A 15,878-nucleotide genomic window follows, 5' to 3' on the forward strand; every position below is an offset into this window, starting at 1 on the left:
AAAAGAAGGTTAAAAATCAATATTAGATAATCAGTTCCACTTTTTATATCTATAACATCAAGGCTTCTGGTAATGTTAGTGTAAAATAATTGAGTTTTACTATTTTTGCCGGATGCCATATTTTTTAATTATTGCCTTACAAGCGTATTGTATATATCACGCTATTAAAAACAGAAACGAGTACTACTGGTACTTCCTAATTTTATTTTTACCTGTTATCGGAAGTGTCATCTATCTGGTAACTCAGGTATTTAACAAAAAAGATTTGGATGTTGTTCAAAATGAGATCGTAAGTGTTATCAATCCTACTAAGAAAGTAAATGACCTTAAAAAACAGGTTGAATTTGCAGATACGTTCCAGAATCGAATACATCTTGGGGATGCGTTGTATGAAATAGGAGACTATAATGCAGGTATCGGTGAATATGAAATAGCTCTAAATGGTAATTACAAGTCTGACTCAGGAGTTGTTAAAAAATTACTGGAAGGATATTATCAGACAAGTCAGTTTGATAAAGTTATTTTTTGTGCAGAGCAAATACATCAAAAAGCAGATTTCAAGGGTTCCAGAAGTCAATTTTTGTATGGTTTGGCATTAGAGAAGTCCGGAAGATCCGAAGAAGCTGAAGAAAATCTAAGACCTATCGATCAACGATATTCTAATTATGAAGAACGTTATATCTTAGCACAATTTCTTATCGAAAAAGGTAAAATAGCTGAATCCAGAGAGATTTTGGAAGAGATCATTTTGGAATCTCAGCATATGTCCAAACCTAATCGCAATAAATATAGAGGAGTGGTTAATAATGTTAAAAAACTAATGGCATCAATTTAGTATATTAGTCAAGTTTCGTGTTCGATTTTGGTCGATTAAATTCTAAAAAGGTATGATCTGACCTTAATAGATAAGGTATTTGTCTGTAAACCACTGATAATTGCTTTGCATTTCGCAAAAACTTTCTATTTTTACAAAAATCAAAAGTCCCCCGATAACCTTGAAAATCAAACCTATTCAAATATCCTTGTTTTTGATACTCGTATTGGGTGGGTTATTTGGTCTTATGTTTTTAAGTGAAAAAGGTGGAATCCAAAAAGAACAAATACAAGAAGACGGTTTCTCTTACCAAGGGATTTCTCTTAAGTATCCTACGTATAAAACCTTTTTGGCCTTAGAAAAAGATTCATCACTTATAAAGAAACAAGATATTCTTCAAGTTACCGAAGTTGTTGTGCCTGTAGCGGATGAATCGGATATAGAACCCGAAATCCTTACTGCTGATGCCTTAGCCAAAAAAGACAGTCTTCAGAGACCCGATTTTTCTAAAATAGACACTACCAGAATTGAGAGAATTACATATCCGGCTGATAACCCTGATTTTGCTAAAGAGTTACAAGCTAAATTATCATCTAGATCCTGTAGAATAATACATTATGGTGATTCTCAGATTGAAGGAGATAGAATTACAGGGTATATCAGAAATAGATTACAAGGTATGTATGGTGGTAGTGGTCCTGGATTTATACCTGTAAAACCTGTTTATAAGCAAATTGCTGCAATGGTAGAGCCCAGTGAGAATTGGTTTAGATATGCCAGATTCGATCCTACTCAAGAGAAATTTAAGCATAGAAAATATGGAGCATATATGTCTGTTTCTCGATTTACAGAACATAAAAAAACACTTCCGGATAGTACTAGTTTAGACTCATTACCGTTAGTGAAAGCTTCTGTAACTATTGGTAAATCTAAAAAAGCATATGCTAAATTCAGGAGATTTACAAACATTGGGCTACATTACGGTAATTGTAACTTCCCTATTAAAATTTCGGTATATAATGATGGAAAACTCATCCAACAAGACAGTTTGATTCCCGATGGGAAATATCATAAATATCGTATTAAAACTAATACCACGCCTAGTAATCTAAAAATTGAATTAGAAGGAAAAGTAAGTGCAGATTTTTATGGATTAACCTTAGATGGTGGATCAAGAGTGCAAGTGGACAACGTGGCTATGCGTGGTTCTTCGGGGACTATTTTTTCTAGTACCAATGCCTCTATCTATGGGCAGATGACAAGAAATTTAAAACCTAAGATCATCATTATGCAGTATGGAGGAAATACAATGCCATACCTTAAAGATTCGACAAAGGTGGATAATTATGCCAAATCTATAGTCAATCAGATAAACTGGTTGAGACGCCGAACAAAAAATGTGAGTATCATATTTATTGGACCTACGGATATGTGTCTTCCTGTAAATGGAAAAATGGAGACCTATCCCTTGCTACCGTATCTTAATACCAAATTAATGGAAACCTGCTCTAAGAACAATGTAGCCTATTGGAGTATGTATGATGCCATGGGAGGAAAAGGATCTATGCCTTTTTGGGTAGAAGAAAAGCTTACCGCTAATGATTATATGCATTTTACCTGGAAAGGAACTAAAATTATTTCAGAATTATTTTTTACAGCCCTATACCTTGACCTAAAAGAAGAACCGAATGACGAAACATAAGATATTCTCTTTTTTCCTATTCTTAGTGAGTTATTCAATGATGGCTCAGGATTATGTTTTGGATACTATTCAGAATAAATATCCTTTTGTAAACTGGAAAGCAAACCAAATTAAGTTTGTAGAAGAAGCTCCTTCTTTTGCAAAACTATTTCGTAAGCTAGATACAATTGCCAAAGGCAAAGAAGAGGATGTTCATATTTTCCATATAGGTGGATCTCATATACAAGCGGATATTTATTCGAATCGATTGAGAACGTATTTGCAACATATGAGTCCTACTGCAAAGGGGCAGCGAGGATTTATCTATCCATACAAAATCGCAGGCACAAATAATCCTAGTAATTACAATGTTGAATATGATGGAGATTGGATAGGATATCGCTGTTCTATTAAAAAAGATAGTGTTGCCTGGGGAATGGCCGGTGTAACGGCCATATTTAAAGATTCTTTGGCTAACATCAAGATAAAAGCTAATCATAGAGGATATGATGCACAACAATATGACTTTAATAGAATCAGAATCTTTTATGACAATTGGACCGATGATTATGAAATCAATTTTAAAGAATCAGGGCTAATTGCGGATACTAAAATAAACAAAGAAGCCCATTTTATCGAGTTTGTACTCACACAAATTGTTGAAGAATTAGAGTTTTGTGTCCGCAGAATCGGTGCTCCGGAGCAGGCAGAATTTCTGATGATGGGTATGGAGTTAATGAATGATAATCGAGGTGTGCAGTATACGACGATAGGAGTTAATGGGGCAAGTTTCAATTACTATAATAGATGTAAGTATTTTAATGATCAATTAATGCTGTATCGGCCTGATTTATTTATTGTCTCGGTAGGTACGAATGATGGATATCACCCGGATTTTGACCCGTCAGCATATAGGAAGTATTATGAAAGTCTTATTCTGACTGCCCAAAAAGCCAATCCTGATTGTGCAGTTTTACTAACCGTACCTAATGATTCTTACTATAAAAAGAAATACCCAAACCCCAGAACGAGAGTAATGCAGAAGATTATTTATGAATTGGCAAAAAAGCATAAGATGGCCGTTTGGGATTTTTACGAAATTATGGGAGGTTTTAATTCTTCCAAAGATTGGTATCAAAATAAATTGATGCCAAGAGATAGAATACATTTTACACAATTGGGATATAGAATTAAAGCAGATTTACTATTACAGGCGTTGACAAGTTCGTGGGAAAAAGAACTACAGTTGGAGCCAAATTCTGTTTTGAATCAAATTATTAATGAATAGATTAAAAGATATTTTTTCTTTTTCAGAGGATTTTCCTTTGATATTTACACAAGCGGATTTCTGGATTTTCTTTGCAGCGATCTACTTTTTGTATGCAATAGTATATCGTAAAAAGAGTATCCGTAGTGCGTATCTTTTTGCGATCAGCTTGCTGTTTTATTACAAGACTAGTGGCTTGTTTATTGGGATTTTACTTTTCAGTACGGTCAATGATTTCTTTTTAGGTAAGGCAATATATCATAGCAAATCCATTATAGTAAAGAAATTTCTGGTTGCTTTTAGTGTAATCATAAATTTAGGAACGCTTTGTTATTTTAAGTATGCTTATTTCTTTACAGAATCATACAACACCTTGTTTAATACCGACTACCAGGTAATCAACTACCTTGCACAGTTTGCCAATACCTGGGCAAATGCGGATTATTTTACAGTGGATACCATTATTTTACCTGTCGGGATTTCTTTTTACACCTTTCAAACCATAAGTTATAGTGTAGATATTTATAGAAAACAAATCAAGCCGTTGAATTCTATTATTGATTTTGGTTTCTTCGTAAGTTTCTTTCCTCAATTGGTTGCCGGTCCTATTGTTCGTGCTGCGGATTTTGTTCCTCAGATTAGAAAAGAGATTAATATTACCAAAGAAGATTTTGGTAACGCAACTTTTATGATTCTTAAAGGCTTGATCAAGAAGATGCTTTTCGCAGATTTCATTGCTATGAATTTTATGGATCGTGTATTTGATGTTCCAGAGATGTTTTCAGGGTTTACAAATATTATGGCAATGTTTGGATATTCGTTGCAGATTTATGGTGATTTTTCGGGATATACAGATATTGCTATTGGATTGGCATTGCTGATGGGATACAAATTACCCGTTAATTTTAATTCGCCTTATAAAGCGATACATTGTGGAGATTTCTGGAAACGATGGCACATCTCACTATCCAGTTGGTTAAAAGACTATTTATACATTCCAATAGGAGGAAACCGCAATGGAAGCATATTTTCATATGTATTCATTATTGTTTTTACCTTTTTAGGAGCATTTGCATATGCAGATTTTGGTATCGCCATCATTTCTACCGCCGGAATAGGATTGTTACTCATAGTGACTTTATTCTCCTCTAAACTAGCTTGGCATTTTAATAGAAATGTGAATATTATGATCACAATGCTGGTAGGAGGTTTATGGCATGGAGCATCCTGGAAATTTGTGATTTGGGGAGGTTTAAATGGATTAGGTATTGTGACTTATAAATACTGGCGAAAAATAAGTCCCTACGAAAATTCTAACGCCTGGTATGCTTTATTATGGCGTATTGCATTGACTTTTGTGTTTATCACCTTTACCCGTATTTATTTTAGAGGTAATAGTATGGATCATATCGATCGTTTCTATCAATCTGTTATGACCAATATGGACTGGACTAATGCGTTAGCAGTGCTCTGGGAGTATAGAGTGGTTTTTATTGTAATGCTGATAGGATATATTACCCATTGGTTGCCTTATAAAACCAAAGATTGGTTGTTAGATCAGTTTATTAAAAGTAATATGATCATTAAGGGATTAATAGCAACGATTGTGGCTATAATCTGTTATCAAACCTATGCTGCCGATTTTCAACCGTTTATTTACTTTCAGTTTTAAGAAACGTGTTGCTATTAGGTGTCGGGTTTCGACTTCGTTCAACTCTCATTAACTTCTTTACTATTTGACTAATACGTGACATCGAATGTCCGCCTCTGGTGGATGTATCCAGATGTTATCTGAGTATAAAAGCTGATAATTAGTTGATGGTTTGACAAAATAAGACCGTGTCTTTTCTACTCAAATTTGAATCATTTATACTCAACATCGAGTGTTTTATACTCAATTTTGAATGTTTTTGGTTCAACATCTAGTGATTTATATTCAATTTTGAATGTTTTATACTCAACTTTAAGTGCTACATAATCATAAAAAAACCAGAAAGATTTACGAGTGAGTCGTTCTGGTTATGTTACCGGATTTTCTTAATTGAAAAGATTATTTTTTAGAAATTAATTTAAAACCAGTTCCAATGAAGTTATGAATTATGTTGTTGGCAACAGTTAAACTTCACTGCGATCATATTTAAAAACTTTTTTATGAATTATTAAAATTCCAAATGCTACAAGAAATCCAACTATAGCTCCAGTCATAACATCTGTTGGAAAATGTTTTCCTGATGAAGTTCTATAATAAGAACCTAAAAATACGCCAATAAGAGCTATAATCCATACTACATTTTTATACGTTCGTTCTTTATAAAACAAGCTATACGCATATGCAAAAAAGACAAAACCAAATGCAATAATACTTGCGTCACCGGAAAAAAAAGAATTTAGAATATCATAATCAACAATATCTTCTAAAAATTTTTCTTTTGCCCTAGGATTTAATGTTTCAATTTTATCAATTGTTATATATGCAAACGGTCTATATCTATTAACTAGACCTTTTGTTAAACCAGTTAGACTTTCAGTTAGGACATAACCTTGTGAAAAAATAAAAAATAAAACAAGTCTTCTTTTTAGACTACCAGCAAAAAGGAATAAAGAAAATGGTATTAAATAGGTAGCTATATTTTTGAACACCTTTCCATTGTCTTTTGCCTGAATATCCCATCTCCCGGTAATACCTCTGTCAAGAGCATTTATTTGATCAATTTTTGTTTGGTTTAAACTTCCAATTTCAAATCCAGTAAAATTGTCTGCTTTTATTTTTTGAAGTTCAAAAGATGTATAGGATAATCCAATCAAAACTAAGCAAATAAGAATCTCCCTTTGTACGCTTAAAGTTACTACCCAATTATCTTGAAAATAGTCATTTTTGTTTAATAATAATAAGAGCACGATTATTAAAGAAATAAATATATAAATTATGGTCATGGACAAGTGATTTAATTGAAATTTCATACAAGATTATCATTAGCGTATTTATTCCAAAAATTCTGTTACGTCTTATACACGACATTTACCCGACATTACTTTGTCGATGTAATAATTCTTAAACCCCGGATTGGTTTCTGCATATCCTTTTACCTTTTGTACAGCGGGTAAAGATTTATCACCCATTTTAAAAAGTCCTGCTTTACTCGTTGACTACTCCTACCTAACACTTTGTACTCATTACTTTACACTTAATCATTGGTCTTCGAACTTCGAACTTCGAGACTTGTCCGCCTCAGGAGGAGCCTCAGTCCTCAACGCTTCTTTACTCCTTAACTTCTTACTACTATGTACTCACTACTTAATACTCACTACTATCTTAAAAATCTTTCTACCTTCGTAAATCGTAATTCCATATTGTTTCAACATATTCATCCATACGAACCTTTTTTTCCTGAGGGAGCCACAAAACTAATAGTCGGTACCCTGCCACCGCCACGTTTTACCTCGGGAGAATTAAAAGAAGGTGATGTCGATTTTTGTTACGGAAGTATCAGCGGATTGCTTTGGCCGGTTTTAGATCGTATTTTTGATTTAAACCTAAAATTCGAAACAACGCAAGAAGCTATTAATCAACGCAAGAATTTTTTAGCCTCTCGCGGAATAGGAGTTTGTGACATTGTACATAGTTGTCAACGAGAAAAAATAGATGCATCAGATCTGGGAATGCAACATATCCAATTGAGGGATTTGATATCTTATCTACATCAATATCCTAAGATAGATACTTTACTGTTTACTGGTGGAAATAGCAAAAATGGGCCTGAATATTTCTTTAGAAAACATCTTAAAAACTACCAGTTACAATTAGAATTAGTATCGAATGATATTCCCAGAATACATCAATTCATACTTCCCTCAAAACTGTCATCTCGAGCGGAGTCGAGAGAAAATTCAAATAGAACTATAAAAACAGTTTCCTTAACAGCACCATCCGGGGCTGCTAATCGATCAATTGGAAGTTTGCAATCTTATAAAGACTTAAAAAACCAAAATCCTGCATTCAATACAATAGATTTTAGAGTGATACAGTACAGCAAATTCTTTTGACCACATTTTCCCTATCATTTCCCGTATAAACCCCTATTTCATTTCATGATGATATAAAGTATTTTCGGATATGTTTAATCATATCATAAATCATACTAATTTCTGTGGTTTCTCACCGCACTAAAATCACTTTACATGAAAACGTATTTACATAGCTTATTGGATGAGGATAATGACCCGGTTGTTCAAAAATATTTAGAATACATTAAAACAGGATTTCCTAAACCCAAAGGGAAGAAAAAAGATGTACTTGTTGTTGGAGCAGGAATGGCAGGAATGGTTGCGGCAGCTGTTTTAAGAGAATCAGGACATAACGTTACCATCGTAGAAGCGAATACGCGGATAGGTGGAAGAGTTAAAACTTTCAGAAATGCGGAAGGTAAGAAATATTGGGAGGACGACTCATTATATGCCGAGGCAGGAGCGATGCGATTACCTAATTTTCATAATATGGTACTAGAGTATTGTAAGCAGCTCGATGTTTCATTAGAACCTTTTTATTATGTTTCAGTAGACAAAAAGGAAGCGTTAAAGAACAAAGAAGAAGGTTACGTGAATTATGAGAAGGAGAGTGCTACATTTCCAAAGAAAACCTTCAATTCCTTTTTATATGTAAATTATCAGCAAGTGGTTCAAAAAGAGTATTATAAAAAAGATGCTGATATCAATAAGTTACTACACTACAATGTGCAAACTAATAAAGATCCGAACGTTTCGGATGAAAATCAGGCGGCTAATATTTTACTTCATAATGCATTACAACCTCTGAAGGATTTTATCGCTATTAATCCTGTCGAGAATTGGCCTAAACTAATTGAAAAATTAGGAGAATATTCTATGAGACGTTTTCTAAAAGAGTTTACCAATTACTCAGAGAATGCCATAGAAATGATCGCTGTGATTCAAAATTTGGAGTCACGTATGTCCTATGATTTTCTACAGAGTTTTATTGAAGCTAATATCATTAAAAATGATACTGTTTTTTGGCAGGTTGTTGGAGGAACAGATATAATTACAGAGTCTTTTTATAAAAAACATGAATTAGCAGAAATAACCTATCTGGATACAAAAATGACGGATCTTTATCTAAGAGATGGGAAAGTAAGAATCTCTACAGAAATAGAGATTAAACGAGATCCGTCTTATTACCAAAAAATAGGATATAAAAAACAAGAAGTACCCGTAAGCGAGATGGAGTTTGATGAGGTGATCGTAACTATACCATTTTCTGCATTTAGGATGGTACATGTCTGGCCAAAATTCTCTCAGGATAAAAGAAAAGCGATCAGGGAACTTCACTATGACTCTGCTACAAAAGTTCTGGTTGAATTTAAAGAACGTTGGTGGGAAAAGGATCCCTACAATATTGTGGGTGGTGGAACCATCACTGATTTATCGAACCGTTTTATTTACTATCCAAGTCAGCATATAAACAGAGAAGGAAATGGATTAATGTTAGCCTGTTATTGTTGGGCAGATGATGCCAGAAAATGGGATTCTATGAGTCATAAAGACCGTTACATATATGCATTAGATAACATTGCGGTAGCACACGCGCCAGACGATTTGGATGAACAAAGAAGAATTAAATCTTTATCTGTTTTCAATCCAGATGCACCAGAAGATCCAGAGTATGTAGATGGTATAAAAGGAGCAGCAACCGTATCTTGGATGCAGAATCCATATGCTTTTGGAGAGGCAGCTATTTTTACACCAGGGCAATTAAACTTACTGCAGGGATCAATAGAAAAACCAGAATGGGATGGGAAAGCACATTTTGCAGGAGAACATACATCGCTAAAGCATGCGTGGATAGAAGGAGCTATCGAATCTGGTATTCGAGCGGCATTGGAAGTAAATGAAACACCTGTAAAATTTTAAAAATCCAGTATCATGAGCAAAATAACAGTAGCAAAATATCTACAGCTTCGTTTGGAGGAACTTGGGTTAGACACAGTTTTTGGTGTTGCAGGAAACTATTCAGCGCCCTTTCTAAATACGATTATTGAGGATCCAAAAGCTAAAATTAAGATCATAGGAAATACCAATGAAATAAATGCAGGACATTGTGTAGATGCGTATGCTCGATTAAAAGGCATTGGAGCAGTGGGAGTTACCTATGGAGTAGGTGCATTTAGTGTTTTAAATCCGGTAGCGGGTTCTTATGTAGAACATAATCCCGTACTAGTAATTAATGGAGCTCCCACAAACGCAGAGCAATCAAAAAACTTGGGAGAAGGTTTAATGGCTTCTCATATGACGGGTGATATGTATAGTAATATCAATGTTTTTCGTAATGTAACAGTTGCAGCAGAACAAGTCACAGGAGGTGGAGAAGCGCCTTATAAAATAGATGCGGTCTTAAACGCTATGGTTAGTTATGGTAGACCTGTCTACTTAGAGGTTTTTGAAGATGTTTGGCGATCAGAATGTGATGCTCCTGATCGTCCAATTACCCGAAAACATAGTGATCAATGTGTATCAATAGCGAAAAGTGCTGCTGTGGCTGCGGCCGATTTGATCGAAGCAAAAGACAAGCCTATTTTTTGGGCAGGAGTAGAAATTCAGCGTAAAGGACTTCAAAAGAAATTTTTACAACTGGTAGAAGATACAGGTATTGAATTTACAACCTCTATTATGGGAAAATCTATTGTTTCTGAGGATCACCCATTGTTTAAAGGAGTTTTTAATGGAAATGCTTCTCCAGGTGATGTTTATGAACGATTTACAAAAGCCGGATCTAAAATAGGTATCGGTGCGTGGACCACAGGTAAAAATCTTGGAGGATTTAATATATGGGATGATAATACGGTTTTATCCAATCACTCCGGAATCAGAGTTGGTGCAAAATTTTATGCGAATATGTCATTAGGAGCCTTTGTTGATGCACTAAGAGAAGAGTTGATGAAACGAAAAGAGAAGTTTAAAAAGTTTTCTATGGATGCAGCCATTAGCAATGGTCTAAAAAAATCAATACAAGTTCAAACTTCCGATGAGTTAACCTATGATCAATTCTTTACAAAAATGAATAGTTTTATCACAGCTTCTAATACTGTGGTAGTTGATGCAGGATTTCCTTTATTGGGAGCCCAAGGATTACATAGAGGTAAACCGAATACATTTATAGCACAAGCCAATTGGTTGTCTATAGGGTATTCAGTTCCTGCTGCGATAGGCGTTAAATGTGCTGACCCAAATCAGAGAGTACTGGTGTTTGTAGGCGATGGTGCATTTCAGGAAACTTGTCAAGCGGTTTCTACGCAACATCATCTAAAACATAATACCGTTGTTTTTGTACTTGACAATAAAATATATGGTATCGAACAAATGTTGGTAAATCCAAATCCTTTTAGAGGAAAAGATAAAATAGATTATCCTCAAGAAGATCTTAATAAAGTGTATCCATACAATGATTTAAATAATTGGAAATATGCTAAACTTACAGATGCTTTTGGAGGTATTGGACTTGAAGTCAAAACAGAAAATGATCTGGATATAGCACTGCAACAAATTGATAAATATCCTAACGATAATTTTATTGTACATGTTCACATTCCTAAAACTGACATTCCTAATTCGATAAAATATAGAACTAAAAAAGCAGGAGAAGACGAAACGTTAAATCCAGATTGGTCATTATGCTAACCAGTCGAAACTAAACGAACTTACTATATGAGTGCACACCAAAAATTATCAGAAGAACAGATGAAAAATCTGTTGCAGTTACCTAACAAAAGAAATAAACCATTAAGAGTAGTTGTTGATACTGATTTTGACAATGAGATAGATGATTTCTTTGCGTTAACCTGGCTATTGTTACCTCACGAAAATATTAAGGTTGAAGGGATTTATGCAGCACCTTTTTCATTTTTAGAGCGGTTAAAAGCTTTACTAAGAGCGAATGATCTTATCAAAGCTGCTCCAGATAATCTGACAGAAGATGAACAGGCTTTGGTAAATAAATACAAAGTACAAATAGAGGCTATAGAAAAACTTGGGATTACTCCCGAAAGTCTTTTGGATAAAGGAAGTCATGTGGCGATGACACCTGAAGAAGGAATGGAGAGTAGTTATGATAAATTACTCGAATTCATGAAGCTTTTTGATAAGCCAGAGATTCCGGTTTTAAAGGGAGCTACACATTATTTAGAAGATGGTTGTCCGGTGCGAAGTGAAGCGGTTGATCATTTTATAGCATTGGCGCGTAGCGCTTCTATCGATGATCCGATTTATATTATGGGTATTGCCTGTGCTACCAATTTGGCATCAGCTATAATGATAGCGCCGGATATTATCGATAAGGTGGTGTATACCTGGACAGCAGGGTACCCAACGAATGTCACCGATCTACAAAATACTTCTTTTAATTTATCGCAGGATATAGAAGCTTCTCAGATATTATTTAGTAGCGGTGTTCCTTTGGTTTATATTCCAGGGTTTTATGTGGGGCAACAATTAACCTTATCTCAGGCAGATATGGAAGCTTGGTTCAAAGACTCAGGTCCCATAGGTAAAGTACTCTATGATCGTTATATTAACAATCCTTTGTTTACTTGGTATGGAAAAGATAAAAACAATCTTTTTGGGCAAATCTGGAATATCTGGGATTTAATCAATATTGCCTGGTTTATTGATCCAGGTTCCGTTCCATCACATGAGGTGTTCTCTCCAATACTGACAGAAGAAGGATATTGGAAGCCTAAAAAAGATAGTCACCTGATTAGAGAATGTTATTATACGAATTACAATAGTATTTTTCCTGCCTTTGCAGAACAGTTAAGGGCTTATGAAGAGAAGTGCAAGAAATAATTTTGTTGTAAATAATTCTACTTGTTATAACGATAATGCCCAATAATTCTATAATCAAAAAGACAATCAGCTAACACTTGTCCACCGCCAATATTATGAACGATTAAATGCCGTTGTTGATCTTCGGATTTTTTGTCCACAACTAATCCAATATGTGTGAGTCCACCACCCAGATTCCAACAAACGATATCTCCTGGTAGGTAATCTTCTGCATTCTTAGCAATAGATTTTACTTTGCCAAATCGAGAAAAGAATGTCATTAGATTAGGAACTCTTCTGTGATCAATGTTTTTATCGGTTTTTGATAATCCCCAGTTTTTTGGATATACACCAAAATTAGTCCTCATGTCTTCGTGTACTTCTTTTTGTAGATCAATCCCTAGTTTTCGATAAGCTCGTATCACAACATCTGTGCATACACCTTTATCACTGGGAACATCGCCATTAGGATACTCAATAGAGAAATAGGCAGGATCGTAGGTTACATCTTGTTCAGTCAATGATAAGCTTGCGTCAGACAATCGATGATAGAAGTCTTCCTGAGCAAAAAGAGAGAAAGAAACTAGAAGGAAAAGTAAAAATATGATTCGCTTGTTCATATGGTTATATTTTGAGTACGTTAACAAAATTAATTTTTTATTATTAAGAAAAATCTTGCATTATAATAGATTAATTCTTTTTTTTGATGCTGATTAAAAATAAACTAGTTACTTAAAATTAGTTGTAAAGGTTTATTTGACACCCCTAATCTTCTATTTTTTTTGATCTTACCTCCTTAGCGAAGGTGACTAAATAAAGTTGCTACTATTTCGTTATGAGAATTTACCGCTTAATCATATTTTTTTATTGTCTGTTAACAAGTGGCTACGCTCAGCAAATTGATATTGATTTTGCCAGAAAAGGACTGCTTTTGTTTAAGGAGTTAGGTGTGTTTTCTTCTCACGTTATTGATTTTGATGTTGTTGAAGAAAATAAAATTAACGTACTTTATGAGTCTAATGATAAGAAAAATTTGGTAAGACTTCATAAAAATGGTAAAAAGGATATTCAATTTAATATAACATCAAGTAATTTAAATAATCAAAATACTATACCTGTTGGCATGAGTGCTAAATCCGACGGCACTGTTTTGGTGCTATCTAACTTTTGGAACGGATATAGCTGGATGATTTCTGTTAATGGGTTTTATGAAGATGGAACTATTAATGATGGGTTTGGTAGCAGTGGAGTATATAAAAAGAATATATTAGATAATCTGGATGATAATTATGGGCAGTATATTTATGCTTCCTCTAATGATGAAATCATTGTTATTGCCAAGATAAAAGGTTTAGAAACTTCAAAAAAGCAAGAAAAAATTGCTATTCTTAAACTATCGGATATTGGAGAGACTTTATCATCCAGTTTGTATGATGATCATCACTTTACCTTAAACTGCTCTGCCATGGAAAACGACTATCTATTACTCGCATATTCTGAGTCGATAGATGACGGGGAGGAACAATCTACATATTTAGCAGGATTTGATAGTAATCAAATGGCATCTAATAATTTGTACTGTTTGACCATAGAAGACGATTATCAGTCATTTGATCATATAGTGCTTTCTAATACAGAACTATATACTTCTCAAATCGAAAATGAGTCTGAAGGTATATATCGTATACGTAAATACGGCGCAAACGGAAATCTGAATCCTACTTTTTTCGATTCTGGAGAAATGGGATTTAGTGCAGATATTTACAATACTGATTTTGTAGTGACAGAAATAGGAGAAGTTTTTGTAATTTCTAAGAGCCTGGACAGTGAATTCGAAATACTAATAAAAAAACTATTACCTAATGGTGAAATCGACACAGATTACGGTAATGAAGGAGTGGCATCTGTTTTGTTAAAATATCCAATTCTTGATTTTAATAAAATACGTTTAGATTCAAAAAATGAATTATACATCTCAGGATCCATGGGGATCGAAGGTGATTCTTTCGGTTTTATCACTAAACTAAAACTCAATATCCAGCAGTTAAAAAAAGAAAAACTAGAAAAATTTATTGATAATTTCTTTTCGAAAGAATAAGTTTTATTTAGATAATTCTTTTAGTTTCTCTTTTTCTGATGCACTAAGGTTATTGATTCCTTCTTTATTTATCTTTTCCAACAATCGGTTTAGTTCCTTCTCTTTTTCCACTTTTGTTACATTATAACGATCATCTACATCAAGCAAACCTTCAGGTTTTTCCGTTAGACTCTTTTTGAATTGCAAAAAGTCGGGTTTCAACCATTTGATAAACAATAAAATGATGAGGATAGCAATTAGTAAGGGAATGGATATAAAACTCATGAATAAACGATAATACTTAGAAAATTATACCATTTACCATTTGAATTTTCTTTTCCGGTAAATTCAAGTGGTAAATGATATTAGATAGAACCTTCATTTATAAAGGACCAAATATAGTTTATTTTCAATTTTTACCTACTATCGTATTTCCTTTACAAAATCAGGGATACTATCAACTCCATTTTGAGTAAGGTGTTTGATGAAAGCAGAACCGATGATAGCACCTTTAGCGGTTTTGGTCGCTTGAGTAAAGGTTTCATTGTTGCTGATACCAAAGCCAACAATCTGCGAAGCTTTTAGATTCATATTTGCAATCCGTTCAAAATACGCTTCTTGAGTGTTTCCAAATCCAGATGTAGATCCGGTAACACTTGCAGAACTAACCATATAGATAAATCCATTAGACACACTGTCTATGAATCTAATTCGTTCTTCAGAGGTTTGTGGTGTTATCAAAAACACATTAATCAATCCATATTTTTCAAAAGTCTCCTGATACTGTTCGTGATATTCTGCCACCGGTAAATCAGGAATAATTAATCCGTCGATACCAATTTCCTTACATTTTGCACAAAAAGCTTCCACGCCATATTGCATCATTGGATTAAAGTATCCCATAATAATTAGAGGAATACTTACCGACTGACGAATATCTGCAAGTTGTTCAAATAATAATTTGGTGGTCATTCCGTTTTTTAGAGCAGCCGTAGAACTTTCTTGTATAGTTGGACCATCAGCTAGTGGATCACTAAAAGGCAGTCCAATTTCTATCATATCAACACCGTTTTCTTCAAGATCCTGAATAATTTTTTTAGTATCGTGTAATGATGGATATCCAGCCGTAAAATAGATAGATAGTAGTTTTTTATTTTGTGCTAAAGCTTTATTAATTCTGTTCATTTTTTTATTAGTACAGAGTAGT

Annotated in this window: 13 protein-coding genes; 9 read left to right on the top strand and 4 right to left on the bottom strand. The window is 34.1% G+C overall.

Annotation, left to right across the window (positions count from 1 at the left end; genetic code table 11):
• The first annotated feature begins 112 nt into the window (after positions 1–112).
• The 4 genes from ACFSR1_RS21340 to ACFSR1_RS21355 all read left to right on the top strand — a co-directional run bounded on the left by ACFSR1_RS21340 (position 113) and on the right by ACFSR1_RS21355 (position 5,434).
• Positions 113–835, top strand: a complete 723-nt coding sequence (locus tag ACFSR1_RS21340; protein ID WP_378295059.1) for a CDC27 family protein — start codon at positions 113–115, stop codon at positions 833–835.
• 193 nt (positions 836–1,028) lie between these two features.
• Positions 1,029–2,516 (top strand): lipase, encoded by a 1,488-nt coding sequence (locus tag ACFSR1_RS21345; protein ID WP_378295060.1) that lies wholly within the window; start codon positions 1,029–1,031, stop codon positions 2,514–2,516.
• Positions 2,503–3,783 (top strand): GDSL-type esterase/lipase family protein, encoded by a 1,281-nt coding sequence (locus ACFSR1_RS21350; protein ID WP_378295061.1) that lies wholly within the window; start codon positions 2,503–2,505, stop codon positions 3,781–3,783. The genes ACFSR1_RS21345 and ACFSR1_RS21350 overlap by 14 nt, the downstream gene beginning before the upstream one ends.
• On the top strand, positions 3,776–5,434 hold the full coding sequence (locus ACFSR1_RS21355; protein ID WP_378295062.1) for an MBOAT family O-acyltransferase: 1,659 nt from the start codon (positions 3,776–3,778) through the stop codon (positions 5,432–5,434). Before ACFSR1_RS21350 ends, ACFSR1_RS21355 begins: the two co-directional genes overlap by 8 nt.
• A gap of 443 nt (positions 5,435–5,877) precedes the next feature.
• Here ACFSR1_RS21355 and ACFSR1_RS21360 read toward each other — a convergent pair whose 3' ends face one another.
• Positions 5,878–6,696, bottom strand: a complete 819-nt coding sequence (locus ACFSR1_RS21360) for a phosphatase PAP2 family protein (protein WP_378295063.1) — start codon at positions 6,694–6,696, stop codon at positions 5,878–5,880.
• 417 nt (positions 6,697–7,113) lie between these two features.
• Between ACFSR1_RS21360 and ACFSR1_RS21365 the strand changes: the two genes are divergently transcribed.
• From ACFSR1_RS21365 to ACFSR1_RS21380, 4 genes are all read left to right on the top strand, one after another.
• Positions 7,114–7,806 (top strand): uracil-DNA glycosylase family protein, encoded by a 693-nt coding sequence (locus ACFSR1_RS21365; RefSeq protein ID WP_378295426.1) that lies wholly within the window; start codon positions 7,114–7,116, stop codon positions 7,804–7,806.
• A gap of 135 nt (positions 7,807–7,941) precedes the next feature.
• Complete coding sequence (locus ACFSR1_RS21370) at positions 7,942–9,687, top strand: flavin monoamine oxidase family protein (protein WP_378295064.1); 1,746 nt, start codon at positions 7,942–7,944, stop codon at positions 9,685–9,687.
• A gap of 12 nt (positions 9,688–9,699) precedes the next feature.
• Positions 9,700–11,451 carry an alpha-keto acid decarboxylase family protein gene (locus tag ACFSR1_RS21375; RefSeq protein ID WP_378295065.1) on the top strand — a complete coding sequence of 584 codons (1,752 nt, stop codon included), beginning with the start codon at positions 9,700–9,702 and terminating at the stop codon, positions 11,449–11,451.
• 27 nt (positions 11,452–11,478) lie between these two features.
• Entirely contained in the window at positions 11,479–12,615 is a 1,137-nt protein-coding gene (locus ACFSR1_RS21380; RefSeq protein ID WP_378295066.1) for a nucleoside hydrolase, read from the top strand.
• 17 nt (positions 12,616–12,632) lie between these two features.
• Here ACFSR1_RS21380 and ACFSR1_RS21385 read toward each other — a convergent pair whose 3' ends face one another.
• The gene (locus ACFSR1_RS21385) at positions 12,633–13,214 is read right to left on the bottom strand and encodes a DUF1287 domain-containing protein (protein ID WP_378295067.1); all 582 of its coding nucleotides are present in this window, start codon (positions 13,212–13,214) and stop codon (positions 12,633–12,635) included.
• Between the two features lie 215 nt (positions 13,215–13,429).
• Between ACFSR1_RS21385 and ACFSR1_RS21390 the strand changes: the two genes are divergently transcribed.
• A complete protein-coding gene (locus tag ACFSR1_RS21390; protein WP_378295068.1) occupies positions 13,430–14,692 on the top strand; it encodes a hypothetical protein in 1,263 nt (420 codons plus the stop codon).
• 3 nt (positions 14,693–14,695) lie between these two features.
• Here ACFSR1_RS21390 and ACFSR1_RS21395 read toward each other — a convergent pair whose 3' ends face one another.
• Together ACFSR1_RS21395 and trpA are read right to left on the bottom strand one after the other, a co-directional pair.
• Positions 14,696–14,878 carry a DUF6576 domain-containing protein gene (locus ACFSR1_RS21395; protein WP_378295069.1) on the bottom strand — a complete coding sequence of 61 codons (183 nt, stop codon included), beginning with the start codon at positions 14,876–14,878 and terminating at the stop codon, positions 14,696–14,698.
• Positions 14,879–15,094: 216 nt separating this feature from the next.
• On the bottom strand, positions 15,095–15,856 hold the full coding sequence (trpA, locus tag ACFSR1_RS21400; RefSeq protein WP_378295070.1) for a tryptophan synthase subunit alpha: 762 nt from the start codon (positions 15,854–15,856) through the stop codon (positions 15,095–15,097).
• Positions 15,857–15,878 lie beyond the last annotated feature (22 nt).

It is taken from the genome of Aquimarina rubra (genome assembly GCF_042684305.1).
Taxonomy (GTDB): domain Bacteria; phylum Bacteroidota; class Bacteroidia; order Flavobacteriales; family Flavobacteriaceae; genus Aquimarina; species Aquimarina rubra.

What these genes read in the sequence shown, in the direction of transcription:
- ACFSR1_RS21340 (WP_378295059.1), top strand. Translation starts at nt 113, where the DNA reads ATGCCATATTTTTTAATTATTGCCTTACAAGCGTATTGTATATATCAC.
- ACFSR1_RS21350 (WP_378295061.1), top strand. Translation starts at nt 2,503, where the DNA reads ATGACGAAACATAAGATATTCTCTTTTTTCCTATTCTTAGTGAGTTAT.
- ACFSR1_RS21355 (WP_378295062.1), top strand. Translation starts at nt 3,776, where the DNA reads ATGAATAGATTAAAAGATATTTTTTCTTTTTCAGAGGATTTTCCTTTG.
- ACFSR1_RS21360 (WP_378295063.1), bottom strand. Translation starts at nt 6,696, where the DNA reads ATGACCATAATTTATATATTTATTTCTTTAATAATCGTGCTCTTATTA.
- ACFSR1_RS21370 (WP_378295064.1), top strand. Translation starts at nt 7,942, where the DNA reads ATGAAAACGTATTTACATAGCTTATTGGATGAGGATAATGACCCGGTT.
- ACFSR1_RS21375 (WP_378295065.1), top strand. Translation starts at nt 9,700, where the DNA reads ATGAGCAAAATAACAGTAGCAAAATATCTACAGCTTCGTTTGGAGGAA.
- ACFSR1_RS21380 (WP_378295066.1), top strand. Translation starts at nt 11,479, where the DNA reads ATGAGTGCACACCAAAAATTATCAGAAGAACAGATGAAAAATCTGTTG.
- ACFSR1_RS21385 (WP_378295067.1), bottom strand. Translation starts at nt 13,214, where the DNA reads ATGAACAAGCGAATCATATTTTTACTTTTCCTTCTAGTTTCTTTCTCT.
- ACFSR1_RS21390 (WP_378295068.1), top strand. Translation starts at nt 13,430, where the DNA reads ATGAGAATTTACCGCTTAATCATATTTTTTTATTGTCTGTTAACAAGT.
- trpA (WP_378295070.1), bottom strand. Translation starts at nt 15,856, where the DNA reads ATGAACAGAATTAATAAAGCTTTAGCACAAAATAAAAAACTACTATCT.